Genomic DNA, 15,324 nt, shown 5'->3' with positions numbered 1-15,324 from the left:
GACCAATCCGCCTCTCGAGAGCGAGACCATGCGCACCACCCGCGACCGCATTCGCCACGCCATCCTGTTCGAGGTGATCGGGCTGCTCCTCATCGTCCCGCTCGGGACCGCGGCCTTCGGCCTGCACGCCGCCGACATGGGCGTGATCGGAATCGGCAGCGCCCTCGTCGCGACGAGCTGGAACTACGTCTACAATCTCGGCTTCGACCGGACGATGCAGCGGCTCGCCGGGCACACGCGCAAGAGCCTCGTCCTGCGGGTCGCCCACGCGGTGCTGTTCGAGGCGGGGCTGCTCCTGATCCTGCTGCCGCCGATCGCGTGGTATCTCGGCATCGGCCTCGTGGAGGCCTTCTTCATGGATCTGGCGATCGCGGCCTTCTACGTGGCCTACGCCTTCGTGTTCAATCTCGCCTACGATCGAACCTTCCCGCTCCCGAGCTGGACCGAGGCTGCCGCCGAGCCGTCCCGCTGACGCTCGCGCCAGCCGCGCGGCGAGACCGCGACGGCGGCGCGGCGGGCGTTCGAGGGTCCGCGGCGCCGCGTGAGGCGCCGGCTATCCCTCCGCGCGGACGAGATCCGTCGTCTCCGGTCCGCGCCGAACCTCCGCGCCCAAGGGACCGACGGGTGGCCGGCCCGGCGGGATCAGCGCGGCGAGCGCCTTCTGGAGAAGGTCGGGCCGGACCGGCTTGTGAATCAGAGGGACCCCGCTGTCCAAGGCCTCCCGCATGCGGACGGGCGCGGTGTCGCCGGTGATGAGGATCGCCGGGATCGGCCGTCCCCAATGCTGCCGCAGCGTCGCGATGGCTTCGGCGCCGGTCTGGCCCCTGCGCAGTCGGTAGTCGCAGATCAGTGCGTCCGGCGGCGGCCCCTGCGGCGGCCGTTCGGTGACGTCGGTCGGATCCTCGAAGGCCCAGCACAGGCAACCCCAGCCGGAGAGGAGCGCCACCATCGCGTCGCGGACGATGGCATCGTCGTCGACGATCAGGATGCGGGCGCCGACCAGGCCACCGCTCTCCGCGATGGCGGCCGCGGGCGCGTCGTCGAGCCTGGCGTCCCGCCCAGCATCGAGCGTCCGGGGGACGAGGATGCGGAAGACGCTGCCGCTCCCCACCTTCGACGAGAGGGAGAGCGGGTGATCGAGCGAGGCGGCGATCCCGCGCGCGATCGCGAGTCCCAGCCCCAGACCCTTGTGACGATCGCGCTCCGGATTCCCGAGCTGGTAGAACTCCCGGAAGATGTCCTCGCGCTTGTCGACCGGGATGCCGATCCCGGTGTCGTAGACTTCGATCGACACGCCCGCGCGCCGGCGCCGGCAGCCGATGAGGACGCCGCCGCGCTCGGTGTACCGGATGGCGTTGAGGACGAGATTGCGCAGGACCAGCTCCAGCAGGGCCGGGTCCGAGACGATCGCCAGGTCCGTCTGGGGCGTCCGATAGATCAGGCGCTTGGCGTCGGCCAGCGGCGCCAGCTCGTTCTCGATCTTGTCGAGGAGCGGCTGGAGCTCGAAGGCGCGGGGCCGCGGCGTGATGACTCCGGCCTCCAGGCGCGAGAAGTCCAGAAGCGTGTTGAGCATGTCGGTCGACGCGACGTTCGCGGTCTGGGCGTTCTGCAGGATCCGCCGCTGCGGCGCGGCGAGATCCGTCTGGCTCAGCGCCTGGAGGAAGAGGCCCTGGGCGTGGACCGGCTGGCGCAGGTCGTGGCTGGCCGCCGCGAGGAACTGCGACTTCGCGGTGTTGGCGTGCTCGGCGTCGCGGCGGGCCCGGTGCGCCGCGGCGGTCTCCGCGCGCAGCTGCTCCACGAGGGCCGCGTTCTCGAAGCGGAGCTCGATCGATTCCCGCACGCGGCGGCTGGCGAGCACGACCTGACCGTACTGCCCGACCACGAACAGGATCGAGCAGATTGCCAGGGCCCGGTAGGGCGCGCCGCCGAGCGACCAGAGGGTTCCCGCGGCCAGGACGGCGACGGGCACGACGAGGGCGAGGTAGAGGTGCCGCCGCGGCGCCAGGAGCGAGACGCCGTTGCTGCAGGTCGCGCCCAGCAGCGACATGGTCAGGATGCTCACCGCCGGGACCTGGAGCGGCAGCGCGATCCAGATCAGCGATCCCAGGATCGCGCCCTCGACGATCTTGCTCAGGAAGATGACCCGCTCGACCCGGCGGGCGCGGTCGGGCTCGCCGATCGCGGCGCGGACCCGACGCGCGTAGGCGGCCGCCCCGAACCGCTCGACGAGGAACGCGCCGTACCAGCTCAGCAGGACGGCGTGGGGCACCAGCGTCCACAGCACGGCCAGCATGAGCGTCGAGACGAGGAAACCGACGGCGACCGACTGCGTGACGCCGTCCAGGACGAGGCGCAACTGCTCGGCCGCGATCCGCTCCTCCTGCGACGGGCTCATCGGATCAGGCCGAACTGCTGCGCCTTGAACACCGCCTCGGCGCGCCGGGTCACCCCCAGGACCGACAGCAGACCCTGCACGTGGCCGCGGACCGTGTGTTCCGACAGACCGAGATTGCGTCCGATCATCTTGTTGGACAATCCGCGCCCGACGAGGGTCAGCACCTCGGCCTGCCGCGGCGTGAGCGTCGGGCAGAGGGCGCCCCCGACCTGCGGGACCGCGGACGACCGGGCGAGCATCTCGCGCAGGACCGTCATCATCCGCTCGGGGCGGTCGGTCTTGGACAGGAACGCGCAGGCGCCCTGCGCCAGAGCCGTGCTGACGGTATCGGGCAGATCCAGGCCGGACACGACGACGATCCGGGCGGCCGGCCAGCGTTGCTGGAGCAGGCCCATCCCCTCGAGCCCGCCGATGCCCGGCAACTGGATGTCGAGGAGGACGATCGTCGGGACGACGGCCACGATGGCGAGCGCCTCGTGCAGCGATGGGCTGTCGAGAACCGGGATCTCATCGAACGCCGTCGACAGCATCGAGACGATGCCGGACCGGAACAGCGCGTGGTCATCGATGATGAGGATTGCTTCCTGCGCCATGCGGATCCTGTCTAGAGCAACCGCACAGGCGCCGTCACGGGTCATGGACCAGTCCATGTGGACTGGTCCACGAAGCCATTCCGATCGGCTAAGCCACGGGTCGAGGAATTCGATCGCGCGCGCCCGGACATGCAGTTGGAGACCACGCGGACGGGATCGGATGCTGGGCGAGGGCGCCCGCCAGCCCGCGCGGCCCGCGCTTCACACCGCTGCCGTCGCGGCGACGGTCCGGTGATCGCGGGCGGTGACGTCCGTCGGACCGCGCGCGCGGCCCTCCCAAGTCGATTCGAGGGAATTCCATGGTTCATCGCCGTCAGAGACGAGGCATCGGCCGGACCGCGTCCGATCCGACGTTCGACGCGAAGGGTCCCCTGATCGTGCGGTGGATCGGTGCCGCGGCCCGCAAGCGCGGCCGGGCGGCCGACCGGGAAGCTCCGCCCGCTCCGACCCCGGACAACGTGACGAGGCTGTCCTGGGCCGACACCTTCGGACGGGCGATCAGCGCCGATCCTCAGCGGCCGGAGGGACCCGCGACCGTCCTCGCGATGCGTCCCCGCGCGAGCAGGCGCGCGTGCGGGCCGTTCGTCCGCACGAGACAGGCGGTGAGCGCCGCGATCCCGACCTCGCTGCCGTAGAGCGAGACGGATCGGCTGATCTCGGTCGCTCTACCGTCGGATCTCCGGGCCGGCCGGGAATCCGCGGCCGCCCGGCGGCGCGGTGTCCGGCGCGAGAAGGCCGGAGCCGGTCCTGAGCCAGAGCCCGTCCGGCGCCGCCTCGACCGCGGACAGGCGCAGGGCCCGGAACGACCAGCCCGGCGAGACGGCACCGTCCCGGAGGTCGAACGAGGCCTGGTGCCGGGGGCAGTGCAGCCGGCCCGCGACGCAGCGTCCGAGGGCGAGGTCGGCCCCCTCGTGCGGGCAGGCGCGCTCGGCGGCCACGATCCGCGCGCCGTCCCGGACGAGGAGCAGGCGGCGGCCGCCCGCGTTGACGGGGAGCAGGTCCCGGTCGCCGAGAAGGTCGACCGGGCCGAGGCGGATCCGCCCCGGCAGATCCCGCTCAGCCACCGAGATAGGCGTCCCGAACGTGGGGATCGGCGATGAGGTCCTGCCCGCGCCCCTCGAGGACGATGCGGCCGGTCTCGAGGAGGTAGGCGTAGTCGCAGAGTTCGAGGGCCGCGAAGGCGTTCTGCTCGACGAGGAGCACGGTCGTGCCGGCGTCGCGGATCGCGCCGATCACCGCGAACATCCGCTCGACGATGTTGGGGGCGAGCCCCAGGGAGGGCTCGTCGAACAGCACGAGCTTCGGGCGCCCCATCAGCGCGCGGCCGATCGCCAGCATCTGCTGCTCGCCGCCCGACAGCGTGCCGGCCGCCTGGTCGCGGCGCTCCGCGAGGCGCGGGAACTCCCCGTAGATGCGCGCCAGGTCCGCCGCGACCGCCGCCCGGTCGCGGCGCAGGTAGGCGCCCATGGCGAGGTTCTCGGCGACCGTCATCTGCGGGAAGACGCGCCGGCCCTCCGGGCAATGGGCGATGCCCGCCGCCAAAATCCGGCGGGGCTCCGCCCCCGCGATGTCCCGGCCGGCGAACCGGATCGCGCCGGAGCGCGGCGGGACGAGCCCGGAGATCGCCCGGAGCGTCGTGGACTTGCCGGCGCCGTTGGCGCCGACGAGGGCGACGAGTTGGCCCGCGCGCACGTCGATCGTGAGCCCCTTCAGAGCCGTGACGTGGCCGTAGCCGCAGACGAGGTCGCGGATCTCAAGCATGGACCGCCTCCTGCGCGGCAGCCGCGGCGGCCTGCCGGGCGGCGCTGCCCTGGCCGAGATAGGCCTCGATCACCGCCGGGTCGCTGCGGATCCGGTCCGGCGGCCCCTCGGCGATCAGGCGCCCGTAGTTGAGGACGACGATGCGGTCGGAGACCTCCATCACCATCGGCATGTCGTGCTCGACGAGCAGGATGGTGACGCCGCGCTCCCGGATCTGCCGGATCAGGCGCACGAAGACCCGCGTCTCGGAAGCGTTCATCCCCGAGACCGGCTCGTCGAGAAGCAGCATGGCGGGCTCGGTGGCGAGCGCCAGCGCCACGCCGACGAGGCGCTGCTCCCCGTAGGCGAGGGCGCCGGCCTTCTCCTGCGCCCGTCCGGCGAGCCCGACCCAGTCGAGGAGCGCCGCGGCCCGGGCGCGCAGCTGCCTCTCGCCGGCCCCCGCGCGGCCGAGGAGCGCGTCCAGAACGGGCGCGCGGCCCGCCGCGGCGCCCATCTGGTGCAGGCCGATCATCACGTTGTCGAACACCGTGTCGTCCGGGAAGACGCTGGTGCGCTGGAAGGTGCGGGCGAGGCCGAGCCGCGTGATCGCGTGCGGCGGCAGGCCCTTCAGGGACGTGCCGCGGAAGTGGACCGCGCCCTGGCTGGGCTTGAGGAAGCCCGTCATCACGTTGAAGGCCGTCGTCTTGCCGGCCCCGTTCGGGCCGATCAGGCTGACGATCTCGCCGGCCCGGACGTCGAAATGCAGGTCGGCGATGGCGACGAGGCCCCCGAAGCGGACGCCGACATGCTCGACGGAGAGGATCGCGCTCATCGCTGCACCGCCGGGTTGGCCTCGAGGACGGGCGCGGCCGGGGCCGGCCGGCGGCCCAGCAGCGCCGCCAGTCCCGGCACGATGCCCCGCGGCATCACGAACAGGATCACGATCAGCACGAGGCCGTAGACGATCCACTGCGCCTCCGGCGCCATGACCGGGCGGAGCGCCACCGGCAGCAGGCCGAAGATCAGGCCGCCGACGACCGGGCCCAGCAGGGTGCCCTTGCCGCCCGCCACCACCATGATGACCATGGTGACCGTGGTGGCGAACAGGAACACGTCGGGATCGATGATCCGCAGGTAATGGGCGTAGAGGCTGCCGGCCGCGCCGGCCATGGCGGCCGAGATCACCGCCGCCACCGTCAGCGTGCGCGTGGCGTTGATGCCGACCGAGAGCGCCAGCGGCTCGTTCTCCTTGAGGCCCCGCATCGCCCGGCCGAAGCGCCCGCCGACCAGGCGGGCGATCACGGCGTAGCAGAGCGTCCCCACGGCCAGCACGAGGTAGTAGTTCTGGAGCTTGGTCTTGAGGGTCCACATCCCGAGGCCCGGCAGGCCGAGGGTGATGGCCGGGATGTTGGTGAGCGCCAGCGGCCCTTGCGTCAGCTCCACCCAGTTGAGCGCCACGAGCCGCACGACCTCGGCGAACGAGATCGTCACAATGACGAAGTAGGCGCCCCGCACCCGGAAGGAGAGCCGCCCGATCAGGTAGCCGCAAGCGCCCGCCGCCGCCGTCGCCAGCAGGAGGCCGACCACCGCCGGCCAGGGCTCGTGGACCGCCCGGATGCCGAAGCCGAGATCCACGTCGAAGCCGAGGCTGGTCAGCGCGCTGACGTAGGCGCCGATCCCGAAGAACGCGATGTGGCCGAGGCTGAGCTGCCCGGTGAGGCCGAGGAGCAGGTTCAGGCTCATGGCGCCGATCGTCAGGATGCCGGTCACGATCAGCGCGTTGAGAAGGTAGGGGTTGGCGCCGAGCCCCAGGGGCAGGGCGACGAGGCCGGCGAGCAGGGCGAGGGGGAGGAGCCGGTTCATCCGACGCGCTCCGCCTTGGCGAACAACCCGGTCGGCCTGCAGAGCAGGACCGCGATGATGATCAGGAAGCCCATCGCGTCCCGGTAGCCGGAGGAGACGTAGCCGGCGCCCAGTTCCTCGGCGAGCGCCAGGATGAAGCCGCCGATCGCCGCGCCGGTGACGTTGCCGAGCCCGCCCAGGATGACGATGGCGAAGGCCTTGAGCTCGGCGAGGCCGCCCATCTGCGGGAACACCACGTAGACGGGACCGAGGAGCGCGCCGGCGGCCGCGGCGAGCGACGAGCCGAGGGCGAAGGTCGCGGTGTAGATCCGGCGGACGTCGACGCCCATCAGCGCCGCCGTGTCGGAATCCTGGAAGGCGGCGCGCATGGCGAGACCGAGCTTGGTCCGATTGATCAGCGCGTAGGTGAGGGCGATCAGCGTCAGCGCCGCCCCGAGCACGAACAGCCGCAGCCACGACACCGAGACCGGGCCGACCTGGAGCGGCGCCTCGGGAAAGGGCGCGGGGATCGCCTTGGCGACGCCGCCGAAGGTCCAGAGCGTGCCCGATTGCAGGACGATGCCGGCGCCGATCATCACCAGCATGGTGGTGTCGATGTCCGAGCCTCGGAACGGGCGCAGCAGCAGCAACTCGATCGCGGCCCCGAGCAGGAGCCCGCCGAGGATCGCCACAGGAAGCGCCAGGAAGAAGTTCAGTCCCAGCGCGGCGACCGCGAGGTACATGACGTAGGCGCCGACCGTGTAGAGCGCGCCGTGGGTGAAGTTCACGACGTTCATGATCCCGAAGATCAGCGTCAGGCCGATCCCCAGCAGCGCGTAGGTGCCGCCGAGGATGAGGGCGTTGACGAGGTGCTGGATCAGTTCGTTCACGGGCGGCCTCCGAGGGTGCGCCCCGGCCCGGAGGCCGGCGGACGGGCGAGGGGGCCGGCATCAGAGCGCCGGCCCAGGGGCGCTCACAGCGCCGGCACGATCACCGTCCCGTTCTTGATCTCGATGAGGTAGACGTCGGGCTTGCTCTGGCCGCTCTCCTTCCCGGCGGGGCCGGCCTTGGCGAAGCGGATCGGCCCGTTGAGCCCGACGAAGTCGACCGACCAGAAGGCCTTGGTGATCGCGGACGGATCGGCCGAACCCGCCTTCTCGATGGCGTGGGCGATCGCGCGGATGCCGTCGTAGCCGCGGAAGCTCTCGGTGACGCCGGCGAAGTCGAAGCCGCGCGTCTTCCACGCGGCGATGAAGGCCTCGGTAGCCTTCGGGTCCGGCGTCTTGTCGGGCGACCAGGGCAGGAAGGTCGTCAGGTGCATCGTGCCGTCGGCGGCCGCGCCGGCCTGGGCGATGATCTGGTCCGGGTTCTGGGATCCGCCGGTGGTGATGACCCGCTTCTTCAGGCCGAGCGCCGCCATCTGCTTGAACAGCAGCACGAGCTGATCGACCGAGCTCGTGATCATGATCGTGTCGGAATCCGACGCCTTCAGCTTGGCGAGCTGGGCGCTCATGTCCTGCGCGCCCTGGTCCATGGTCTCGACGAGGCCGACCGTCACGCCCTTGTCCTTGAGCATCTTGCCGAAATCGGTCGCGGCGCCGCGGCCGAAATCGTTGTTGAGGACAAGGAAGTCGACCTTCTTCAGCCCGAGGCGGCCGACCATGGGCGCGAAGGTCTCGGCCTCGAGCGACGAGGGCGGCGAGATCCGGAACACGTAGGGGTTGCCGGAGGTCGTGATCTTGCCGGACGAGGAGGTCTCGACCAGCATCGGCGTCTCGTAATCCGCGAGCTTGGGCATCACAGCCAGCGTCAGGCTGGAGCCCCAGGCGCCCATCATCACCGGGGTCTTATCGCTGGTGATCAGCTTCTCGGCGACCGCGGCGGCCTCGGTCGGGTTGCTCTTGTTGTCCTCGATCACGAGTTCGAGCTTCTTCCCGAGGACGCCGCCCTTGGCGTTGATCTCGTCGGCGGCGATCTTGGCGCCGTTGACCACGTAGGTGCCCGAGGCCGCGAACGGCCCGGTCAGCGGCTCGTTGACGCCGATGCGGATCGCCTCCGCCCGTGCGCCGGTGGCCGTCAGCGCCAGCAGGATCGCGGTCGTGAGGGTGAACCTGCCTAGCATTCGCGTGTCTCCGGTGCGTTGGGGCGGGATGGGATCAGGCGCGGCCGAACCACGCGGCGAGGCGCGCGCGGGCGAGGCCGAGGAGCAGGCGGAGCGGGTTGAGGCCGACGGGCACCGGCGCTGCGACACCCGAGAGCCGGGCATCGAGGTTGCGGGTGAACTCCGCGGCGATGCGGCCGGCGAGGTCGCGCACGAGGCCGGGCCGGCCGAACTGCGCGAGCGGCCCGGTCAGGGTGTAGCCGACGTCGAGTTCGACCCGGGCGGTGCCGGGCGTCGGCCCAGCCTCGACCCGGTAGCGGATCCGGCCCTCGGTCGCCGAGCGGCCGCCCGCGTCGGTGCCGGCCCCGTGGACCGCGCCGGTCCGGGCGGCCTCGTCCCGCGCGAGGCGGGCGCGGCCGCGGAACGTCGCGGCGATCGGCCCGATCCGCACCTGCAGGCCGCCCTCGACCGTGTCGGGGGCGGGCCGCGCCGTGAGCACCGCGCCCGGCAGGCAGGCGGCGACCGCCGCGATGTCGCCCAGCAGGGCGAAGACGGCCTCCGGCGGGTGGAGGAGGTCGAGCACCTGCGTGAAGCCGTGGGCCGGGGTGAACGCGTCGGACAGGTCCGCGACGGCCGCGGGCGCCGCCGGGGCGATCCGATCCGCCGGCGGTTCCAGGGGCGCGAAAGCCGCGTCGCCGATCCGGGCGCCGACCGGGCCGAGCGGCCGCGCCGCACCGGTCTCCGGGGGGATGCCGCGCCCGCGCCTTTCCGCGATCACCGCCATCACGGCCCGGACGATGCCGGCATAGCCGGTGCAGCGGCACAGGTTGCCCGACAGGCCGACGCGGATCCGCCGCTCGTCGGCCTCGGGCAGCCGCAAGACCAAATCGCGGGCGGCCACCAGCATCCCGGGCGTGCAGTAGCCGCACTGGAGCGCGTGCTCGCGGTTGAAGGCGGCCCGCAGTTCGCCCGCGATCGCGTCCGCGTCGAGGCCCTCGATCGTCGTGACCGCGGCGCCCGCGCAGGCCCCCGCGTAGGTGAGGCAGGCGCGGGCCGGCTCGCCGTCGAGCAGGACCGTGCAGGCGCCGCAGACGCCGTGCTCGCAGCCCAGATGCGTGCCGGTGAGGTCGAGCCCGTCGCGCAGCACGTCGCCGAGGTGGCTGCGCGGCTCGGCCGCGACCCGCACGGCCCGGCCGTTCACCGTCAGCGCCAGGGCCATGCGCGACGTCCCGGGTTCGGCCAGCGCGGCGCTCATGCGGCCTCCGGAAGGGTGTTGGCGCGGGGATCGGGCGCGGCCGCCGCGGCCACCGCGCGGCTCAGGACGGTGACGTGGATGTGCCGCTCGACCGCATCGGCCATGCCAGCCTCCCGCAGGGCTTGGTCGGCGGCCCGGGGGTCGAAGCGCGCGGCGAAGTCGGCGCCGATGCGGCCGCCGAAGAGCGGGCGGGCATCGGCCAGGAGCACGGGCGGCCCCTCGACCGCGCCGATCACGGCCCGGCCCCGGCCCGCGCCGGGCTCGAGGCGCACGGCCCCGATGGCGTGGGCGAACTCGCCGATCTTCGCGCAGTGCTTGACGTAGCCCCAGGCCGCGCCCGCCGGCAGCGCCGGGACGCGCACCGCGACCAGGATCTCGTCCGCGCCGAGCGCCACTTCGAGGGCGCCGTTCACGAAATGCTCCACCGGCAGGGTGCGGCGGCCGCTCCGCCCGGCGATCTCGACCTCGGCGCCGAGGGCGGTCAGGGCGCTCACCCAGTCGGCGGCCGGGTCGGCGTGGACGAGGCTGCCGCCGATCGTGCCGCGGTTGCGGACCGGCCGGTAGGCGATCGCGGCGGCGACCCGCCGCAGCGCGCCGCCGGTGAGGTCCGGGACGCGCCCGTCCTCGATGTCGGCATGGGTCACGCAGGCCCCGAGGACGAGCGTGTCGCCCTCGACCCGCGCGTCCCGGAGTTCGGGCACGCCGGTGATGTCGAGGATGAGGGCGGGCTCGACGAGGCGCAGGTTCAGCATCGGCCCGAGGGACTGGCCCCCCGCGATCAGCTTCACGCCCGCGGGGGCCTCGGCGAGGCGCGCCAGCAGCGCGGGCAGGCTGTCGGGGCGCTCCCAGGCGAAGGCGGCGGGCTTCATGCGGCCTCCCGCGCGGTCTCGGCGGGCGCGCGGGTGGCGAGCACCGCCTCCACGATCCGTCGGGGGGTGAGGGGCGAATGCAGCAGCTCGACGCCGAGCGGCGCGAGGGCGTCGTTCACGGCGTTGGCGAGCGCCGCCGGCGGCGCGATGGCGCCGCCCTCGCCGATGCCCTTCTGGCCGAAGCGCGTGTAGGGCGAGGGCGTCTCCATGTGTTCGATGCGCGCCATCGGCACGTCGGGGGCGCCCGGCAGGAGGTAGTCGGCCAACGTCGAGGCCAGCGGCTGGCCGCGGGCGTCGAAGCGCATCTCCTCGAACAGGGCCGTGCCGATCCCCTGCGCGAGGCCGCCGTAGATCTGGCCGTCGACCACGAGGGGGTTCACCAGCGTGCCGCCGTCCTCGACGATGACGTAGTCGAGGATCTCCACCGCCCCGAGATCGGGATCGACCGCCACCACGGCCGCGTGCGCCGCGTACGAGAAGGTGCCGGAATCGCGCACCGGCTTGTAGCCGGCAGTGACTTCGAGCCCGCCGGGATCGGTGTCGGGCGCGAGGTCCTGCGGGCGGCGGTACCAGGTGCGGGCGATCGCCTCGAGCGGGACATCGCCCGTGGGGCCGACGACGTGGCCACCTTCGAACCGGCATTCCTCGGGCCGCGCCTGGAGCAGGTGGGCGCCGATCCGCACGGCCCGGGCCCGCAGTTCCTCGCAGGCCGCCGCCACCGCGCCGCCCGCCATCACCATCACGCGGGAGCCCCAGGAGCCGGTGGAGTAGGGGGTCATGGCGGTGTCGCCGTGGACGAGGCGGGTGCGCGCCACCGGGACGCCCAGGATCTCGTGGGCGACCTGGGCCAGCGTCGTCTCCAGGCCCTGGCCGTGGGAATGGGCGCCGATTCGCAATTCCAGGCCGCCGTCCGGGGTGAGGCGGGCGCTCGCCTGCTCGTGGCCGGGGACCATCGGGATGCCCCAGCCGGAATAGACCGAGGTGCCGTGCGCGGCCTGCTCGCAGTAGATCGCGAGGCCGAGGCCGATCCGGCGCCCGTCCGCCTCGCCCTCACGCTGGCGGGCGCGGACCGCCGCCACGTCGACGGCCTTCAGCGCCCGGGCGAGCGCCTCCGGGTAGTCGCCGCTGTCGAAGTGCTTCTTCGTGATGTTCTCGAACGGCATCTGCCCGGGCCGCACGAGGTTCTTCTCGCGCACGGTCTCGGGCGCGACCCCCGCCGCGCGGGCGACGGCGTCGAGCACCAGTTCCAAGGCGAAGCAGACGCCGGTGCGCGCGACGCCCCGGTAGGGCAGGATCGGGCACTTGTTGGTCGCCACCGACCACGTGCGGCAGCGATAGGCCGGGAAGTCGTAGGGGCCGGGGAGGATGCTGGCGACCTGCGCGGCCTCCAGGCAGGCCGAGAACGGGTAGGCCGAGTAGGCGCCGGAATCGACGGTGGCCTCGCAGTCGATGCCGCGCAGCGTCCCGTCCCGCTCCGCGTAGGCCGTGATGCGGTAATGGTGCTCGCGGCAATTGGCGTTGGCGGTCAGGTGCTCGCGCCGGTCCTCCAGCCAGCGGACCGGGTGGCCGCAGCGGAGCGCGAGCCACGCCAGCGCCACGTCCTCGGCAAGCAGGATCGCCTTGTAGCCGAACCCGCCGCCGACATCCGGCGACACGATGCGGATGCGCCCCTGCTCGATCCCGAGGCACTCCGAGAGGCCGTTGCGCACGATGTGCGGCATCTGGCTCGCGGTGTGGACCACGAGCTGGTCGAGGCGGTGATCGAGCTGCACCACGGTGCCGCGGCCCTCGATCGGCGCCATGCACTGGCGCCCCGTCGAGATGGTACGGCTGACCTTGACCGGCGCGTCGAGGGCGCCCTCGATGCCGACGTCGACCAGGGTCTCCAGGAAGACGTTGTCGCCCCAGTGCTCGTGGACGAGGGCGGAGCCCGGCTCGCGCGCGGCCAGCATGTCGTGGACGGCCGGCAGCTCCTCCAGGTCGAGGACGACGGCGGCGGCGATGTCCTCGGCCTCCGCGCGGGTCGGGGCGACGCACATCGCCACCAATTCGCCGACCTGCCGGACCTTGTCGGTGGCGAGCACCGGCTGCTCGGACACCTTGAAGCCGGGCAGCCCCGAGACCGCCCGGATCGGCAGCACGCCGTCGAGGTCGGCGGCGGTGAAGACGCGGTCGCGGTAGGCCTCCGGCACGTGGATGGCGCGGATCCGGGCATGGGCGAGCGGGCTGCGCACGAAGGCGACGTCCTGCATCCCCGGCAGCCGGAGGTCGCCGACATACTGGCCGCGCCCGCGCATCAGGCGCTCGTCCTCCTTGCGGGGCAGCGGAGCCCCGACGCCCTCGCGGCTCATCGGGCGCCTCCGAGAACATCCTGGGCGGCGCGGACCAGCAGGCCGTCGGGCCGGCGGAATTCATTGAGGATCGAGAAGTGGTCGGCGCCCGGAACCGGCAGCAGGGCGCCCGGCGCGTGGGCGGCGCCGCGCAGAGCGTGGAGGTTGCGCGCGTCGCGGACGAGGGCGGGCAGCTCCCGGCTGCCGTAGGCGATCGTCATGCGCTTGGGCACGACGGGCAGGCGCAGGGGCGACAGCGTCCCGATCTCGTCCTCGGTCAGCCCGAGCTTCTCGTTCAGGTAGGTCTCGCGGATCGGCGCGAGGTCGTAGACGCCGGAGATCGCCAAACCCGCGGACACGGCGGGATGCCCGAGATGGAGCGCGGCGAGCTGCGCCCCCGCGGACCAGCCGGCGAGGACGATCGGGCCTCCGATCCCGCGCGCCGTCCCGTGCGCGGCGAGCCAGTCGAGGGCGGCCCCGATCTCGGCGACGATCCCGGTGAGGCTCGCCTCGGGTGCCAGGGTGTAGCCCGGCATCGCCACCGACCAGCCGGCGGCGTTCAGCCCTTCCGCGAAGCAGGCGAAATCGGCCCGGGCGTTGCGCTGCCAATAGCCGCCGTGGACGAAGACGAGGCAGGGCGCCCCCGTCTCCGACGCCGGGTAGAGGTCGAAGCCGGTGCGTGCGCCGGCGGCGTAGGGGATGTCGAGCCCGGCCGGGTGCGCCGCGCGGTAGGCCGCGGAGGCCGCGTTGCGGGCCGCGACCTGCGCGGCGCTGTCGGGCACGCCCGCGTTGTTGTCGTAGGAGGCGCCCCGGGCCGCGAAGTCCAGGCTGTCCCAGCGGCGGCGCGGGTCCGGCGGGGTCGGGTCGTCGAGGACGAAGGCGGTCACCGGCGCCACCTCAGGCCGCGATCGCCTGGGGCAGGATCGGCGAGTCGGCCTCGAAGCGCTTCCCCGCGCGCAGGCAGAAGGCCGGGCGCAGCAGACGGTCGGCGATCACCCGCGTGTCCTCGTTGTCGCGCAGCAGGAAGCGGCCGCGATCGTCGTGCAGCACCGAGACGTCGGCCGCGTAGCCGACCTTGAGGGCGCCGATCCGGTCGCCCATGCGCAGCATCTCGGCCGGGTGCGACGTCACCATCGGCACCACCTCCTCCAGCGGGATGCCGAGCGCCATCATCGAGCTCATCGCCTGGGTCAGGCTGAACCGGGCCTGGCCGAGGAAGGGATGGTTCTCGTCGTCGTGGTGCTCGTCCGGGGTGCCGGCGGGCTTCGTCACCTCGGGCACCTCGGTGTTGTAGCCGTGCATGTCGGCGCCGAGCGTGTAGGGGATCACGCCGGCCGGCAGGGACGCGCGGGCCACGCGGTAGGAGAAGTGGCTGCCGTGGCCGACATCGACCTTCAGCCCGGCCTCCATGGCCCGGCGGATGATGTGGTGGACCTCGCCCTGCTCGTTGATGAAGCCGCCCGGGTGGCGGGTGAAGGGATGGGCCAGCACGTCGCCGGGCCGCAGCAGCGGGATCACCCGCTCGACGATGGTGTCGGCATCCTCGCCGTTGGCGCCCGATTCCGGCAGGCCCCAGAGCTGGCCGAAATGCACGTAGAGCGGCAGGTCGGCGCGCCGGCTGATCTCGGCCGCCATCTCCATCACCTTGATGCCCCAGCGGGCGAAGCCGCCGATCTCGGCATGGCCTTTGATGCCGCGCACGAGGTCGCGGTTCTCGGTGGCCGACTTCACGGTCGCGTCGATGTCGACGCCGTCCGGGCTGTAGAGGTTCGGGTAGAAATGCCCTTCCAGGCCGCCGACGAGGTAGGCCGACAGGAAGGCGAGGACCTGCGTCTCCGAGCGCTCGGCGATGAAGTGGCGGAAGCCCGGCAGGGTCATGCAGGACGGCCCGCCCTGGTCCACCACCGTGGTCACGCCCGAGCGCACGCCGACCATGTCGGGGTTCAGGCCGAACCGGCCGGTGACGTACTGGTAGACGTGGGCGTGGGTGTCGATCATGCCGGGCAGGACGAGCTTGCCCGAGACGTCGACCACCTCGGCGGCGGCCGAGGGCAAAATCGTCTCCGCCACGGCGGCGATGCGCCCGTCCCGCACCGCCACGTCGCGGATGCCGTCGATGCCTGAGGCAGGGCAGATGACCCGCCCGCCCCGCAGAACCAGATCATAGCGGCGATTGTCCATGTCGACCTCGTGGTCCCG

Annotated in this window: 14 protein-coding genes; 1 reads left to right on the top strand and 13 read right to left on the bottom strand. The window is 72.8% G+C overall.

The features are described 5' to 3' along the window. Nucleotides 1-28: 28 nt before the first annotated feature. On the top strand, nt 29-472 hold the full coding sequence (locus ABIC30_RS07730; RefSeq protein ID WP_020094459.1) for a PACE efflux transporter: 444 nt from the start codon (nt 29-31) through the stop codon (nt 470-472). 81 nt (nt 473-553) lie between these two features. Here ABIC30_RS07730 and ABIC30_RS07725 read toward each other — a convergent pair whose 3' ends face one another. The 13 genes from ABIC30_RS07725 to ABIC30_RS07665 form a co-directional block, all read right to left on the bottom strand. After that, on the bottom strand, nt 554-2,395 hold the full coding sequence (locus ABIC30_RS07725) for an ATP-binding response regulator (protein ID WP_042670266.1): 1,842 nt from the start codon (nt 2,393-2,395) through the stop codon (nt 554-556). Then, nucleotides 2,392-2,988 (bottom strand): response regulator, encoded by a 597-nt coding sequence (locus ABIC30_RS07720; protein ID WP_020094461.1) that lies wholly within the window; start codon nt 2,986-2,988, stop codon nt 2,392-2,394. The genes ABIC30_RS07725 and ABIC30_RS07720 overlap by 4 nt, the downstream gene beginning before the upstream one ends. Nucleotides 2,989-3,653: 665 nt before the next feature. Then, nucleotides 3,654-4,052 carry a Rieske (2Fe-2S) protein gene (locus ABIC30_RS07715; RefSeq protein WP_103985103.1) on the bottom strand — a complete coding sequence of 133 codons (399 nt, stop codon included), beginning with the start codon at nt 4,050-4,052 and terminating at the stop codon, nt 3,654-3,656. Next, nucleotides 4,045-4,749: an ABC transporter ATP-binding protein gene (locus ABIC30_RS07710; RefSeq protein WP_100251686.1), complete on the bottom strand. Its 705-nt coding sequence runs from the start codon at nt 4,747-4,749 to the stop codon at nt 4,045-4,047. The genes ABIC30_RS07715 and ABIC30_RS07710 overlap by 8 nt, the downstream gene beginning before the upstream one ends. Next, nucleotides 4,742-5,560, bottom strand: a complete 819-nt coding sequence (locus tag ABIC30_RS07705; protein ID WP_103985104.1) for an ABC transporter ATP-binding protein — start codon at nt 5,558-5,560, stop codon at nt 4,742-4,744. Before ABIC30_RS07705 ends, ABIC30_RS07710 begins: the two co-directional genes overlap by 8 nt. Continuing rightward, the gene (locus ABIC30_RS07700; protein WP_103985105.1) at nt 5,557-6,591 is read right to left on the bottom strand and encodes a branched-chain amino acid ABC transporter permease; all 1,035 of its coding nucleotides are present in this window, start codon (nt 6,589-6,591) and stop codon (nt 5,557-5,559) included. The genes ABIC30_RS07705 and ABIC30_RS07700 overlap by 4 nt, the downstream gene beginning before the upstream one ends. Beyond that, nucleotides 6,588-7,460, bottom strand: a complete 873-nt coding sequence (locus ABIC30_RS07695; RefSeq protein ID WP_020094467.1) for a branched-chain amino acid ABC transporter permease — start codon at nt 7,458-7,460, stop codon at nt 6,588-6,590. Before ABIC30_RS07695 ends, ABIC30_RS07700 begins: the two co-directional genes overlap by 4 nt. Before the next feature lie 83 nt (nt 7,461-7,543). Continuing rightward, a complete protein-coding gene (locus tag ABIC30_RS07690; RefSeq protein ID WP_020094468.1) occupies nt 7,544-8,692 on the bottom strand; it encodes an ABC transporter substrate-binding protein in 1,149 nt (382 codons plus the stop codon). 34 nt (nt 8,693-8,726) lie between these two features. After that, on the bottom strand, nt 8,727-9,926 hold the full coding sequence (locus ABIC30_RS07685; RefSeq protein ID WP_020094469.1) for a xanthine dehydrogenase family Fe-S subunit: 1,200 nt from the start codon (nt 9,924-9,926) through the stop codon (nt 8,727-8,729). Next, nucleotides 9,923-10,795, bottom strand: a complete 873-nt coding sequence (locus tag ABIC30_RS07680; protein ID WP_020094470.1) for an FAD binding domain-containing protein — start codon at nt 10,793-10,795, stop codon at nt 9,923-9,925. Before ABIC30_RS07680 ends, ABIC30_RS07685 begins: the two co-directional genes overlap by 4 nt. After that, nucleotides 10,792-13,146 (bottom strand): xanthine dehydrogenase family protein molybdopterin-binding subunit, encoded by a 2,355-nt coding sequence (locus tag ABIC30_RS07675; protein ID WP_354454594.1) that lies wholly within the window; start codon nt 13,144-13,146, stop codon nt 10,792-10,794. The genes ABIC30_RS07680 and ABIC30_RS07675 overlap by 4 nt, the downstream gene beginning before the upstream one ends. Beyond that, nucleotides 13,143-14,012: an alpha/beta hydrolase gene (locus ABIC30_RS07670; protein WP_043712895.1), complete on the bottom strand. Its 870-nt coding sequence runs from the start codon at nt 14,010-14,012 to the stop codon at nt 13,143-13,145. Before ABIC30_RS07670 ends, ABIC30_RS07675 begins: the two co-directional genes overlap by 4 nt. Nucleotides 14,013-14,022: 10 nt before the next feature. Next, nucleotides 14,023-15,306: an amidohydrolase/deacetylase family metallohydrolase gene (locus tag ABIC30_RS07665; RefSeq protein ID WP_020094473.1), complete on the bottom strand. Its 1,284-nt coding sequence runs from the start codon at nt 15,304-15,306 to the stop codon at nt 14,023-14,025. Nucleotides 15,307-15,324: the final 18 nt, after the last annotated feature.

Origin of the sequence: Methylobacterium sp. 1030, from assembly GCF_040544715.1 — a bacterium.
Lineage (GTDB): Bacteria > Pseudomonadota > Alphaproteobacteria > Rhizobiales > Beijerinckiaceae > Methylobacterium.
The sequence above is the reverse complement of the archived record's forward strand: the minus strand, read 5'-3'. Positions and strand labels throughout refer to the sequence as shown.

Excerpts from the sequence above, each read along its gene's own strand:
- ABIC30_RS07685 (WP_020094469.1), bottom strand. The coding sequence starts at position 9,926 with ATGAGCGCCGCGCTGGCCGAACCCGGGACGTCGCGCATGGCCCTGGCG.
- ABIC30_RS07700 (WP_103985105.1), bottom strand. The coding sequence starts at position 6,591 with ATGAACCGGCTCCTCCCCCTCGCCCTGCTCGCCGGCCTCGTCGCCCTG.
- ABIC30_RS07680 (WP_020094470.1), bottom strand. The coding sequence starts at position 10,795 with ATGAAGCCCGCCGCCTTCGCCTGGGAGCGCCCCGACAGCCTGCCCGCG.
- ABIC30_RS07730 (WP_020094459.1), top strand. The coding sequence starts at position 29 with ATGCGCACCACCCGCGACCGCATTCGCCACGCCATCCTGTTCGAGGTG.
- ABIC30_RS07725 (WP_042670266.1), bottom strand. The coding sequence starts at position 2,395 with ATGAGCCCGTCGCAGGAGGAGCGGATCGCGGCCGAGCAGTTGCGCCTC.
- ABIC30_RS07665 (WP_020094473.1), bottom strand. The coding sequence starts at position 15,306 with ATGGACAATCGCCGCTATGATCTGGTTCTGCGGGGCGGGCGGGTCATC.
- ABIC30_RS07705 (WP_103985104.1), bottom strand. The coding sequence starts at position 5,560 with ATGAGCGCGATCCTCTCCGTCGAGCATGTCGGCGTCCGCTTCGGGGGC.
- ABIC30_RS07720 (WP_020094461.1), bottom strand. The coding sequence starts at position 2,988 with ATGGCGCAGGAAGCAATCCTCATCATCGATGACCACGCGCTGTTCCGG.
- ABIC30_RS07710 (WP_100251686.1), bottom strand. The coding sequence starts at position 4,749 with ATGCTTGAGATCCGCGACCTCGTCTGCGGCTACGGCCACGTCACGGCT.
- ABIC30_RS07675 (WP_354454594.1), bottom strand. The coding sequence starts at position 13,146 with ATGAGCCGCGAGGGCGTCGGGGCTCCGCTGCCCCGCAAGGAGGACGAG.
- ABIC30_RS07690 (WP_020094468.1), bottom strand. The coding sequence starts at position 8,692 with ATGCTAGGCAGGTTCACCCTCACGACCGCGATCCTGCTGGCGCTGACG.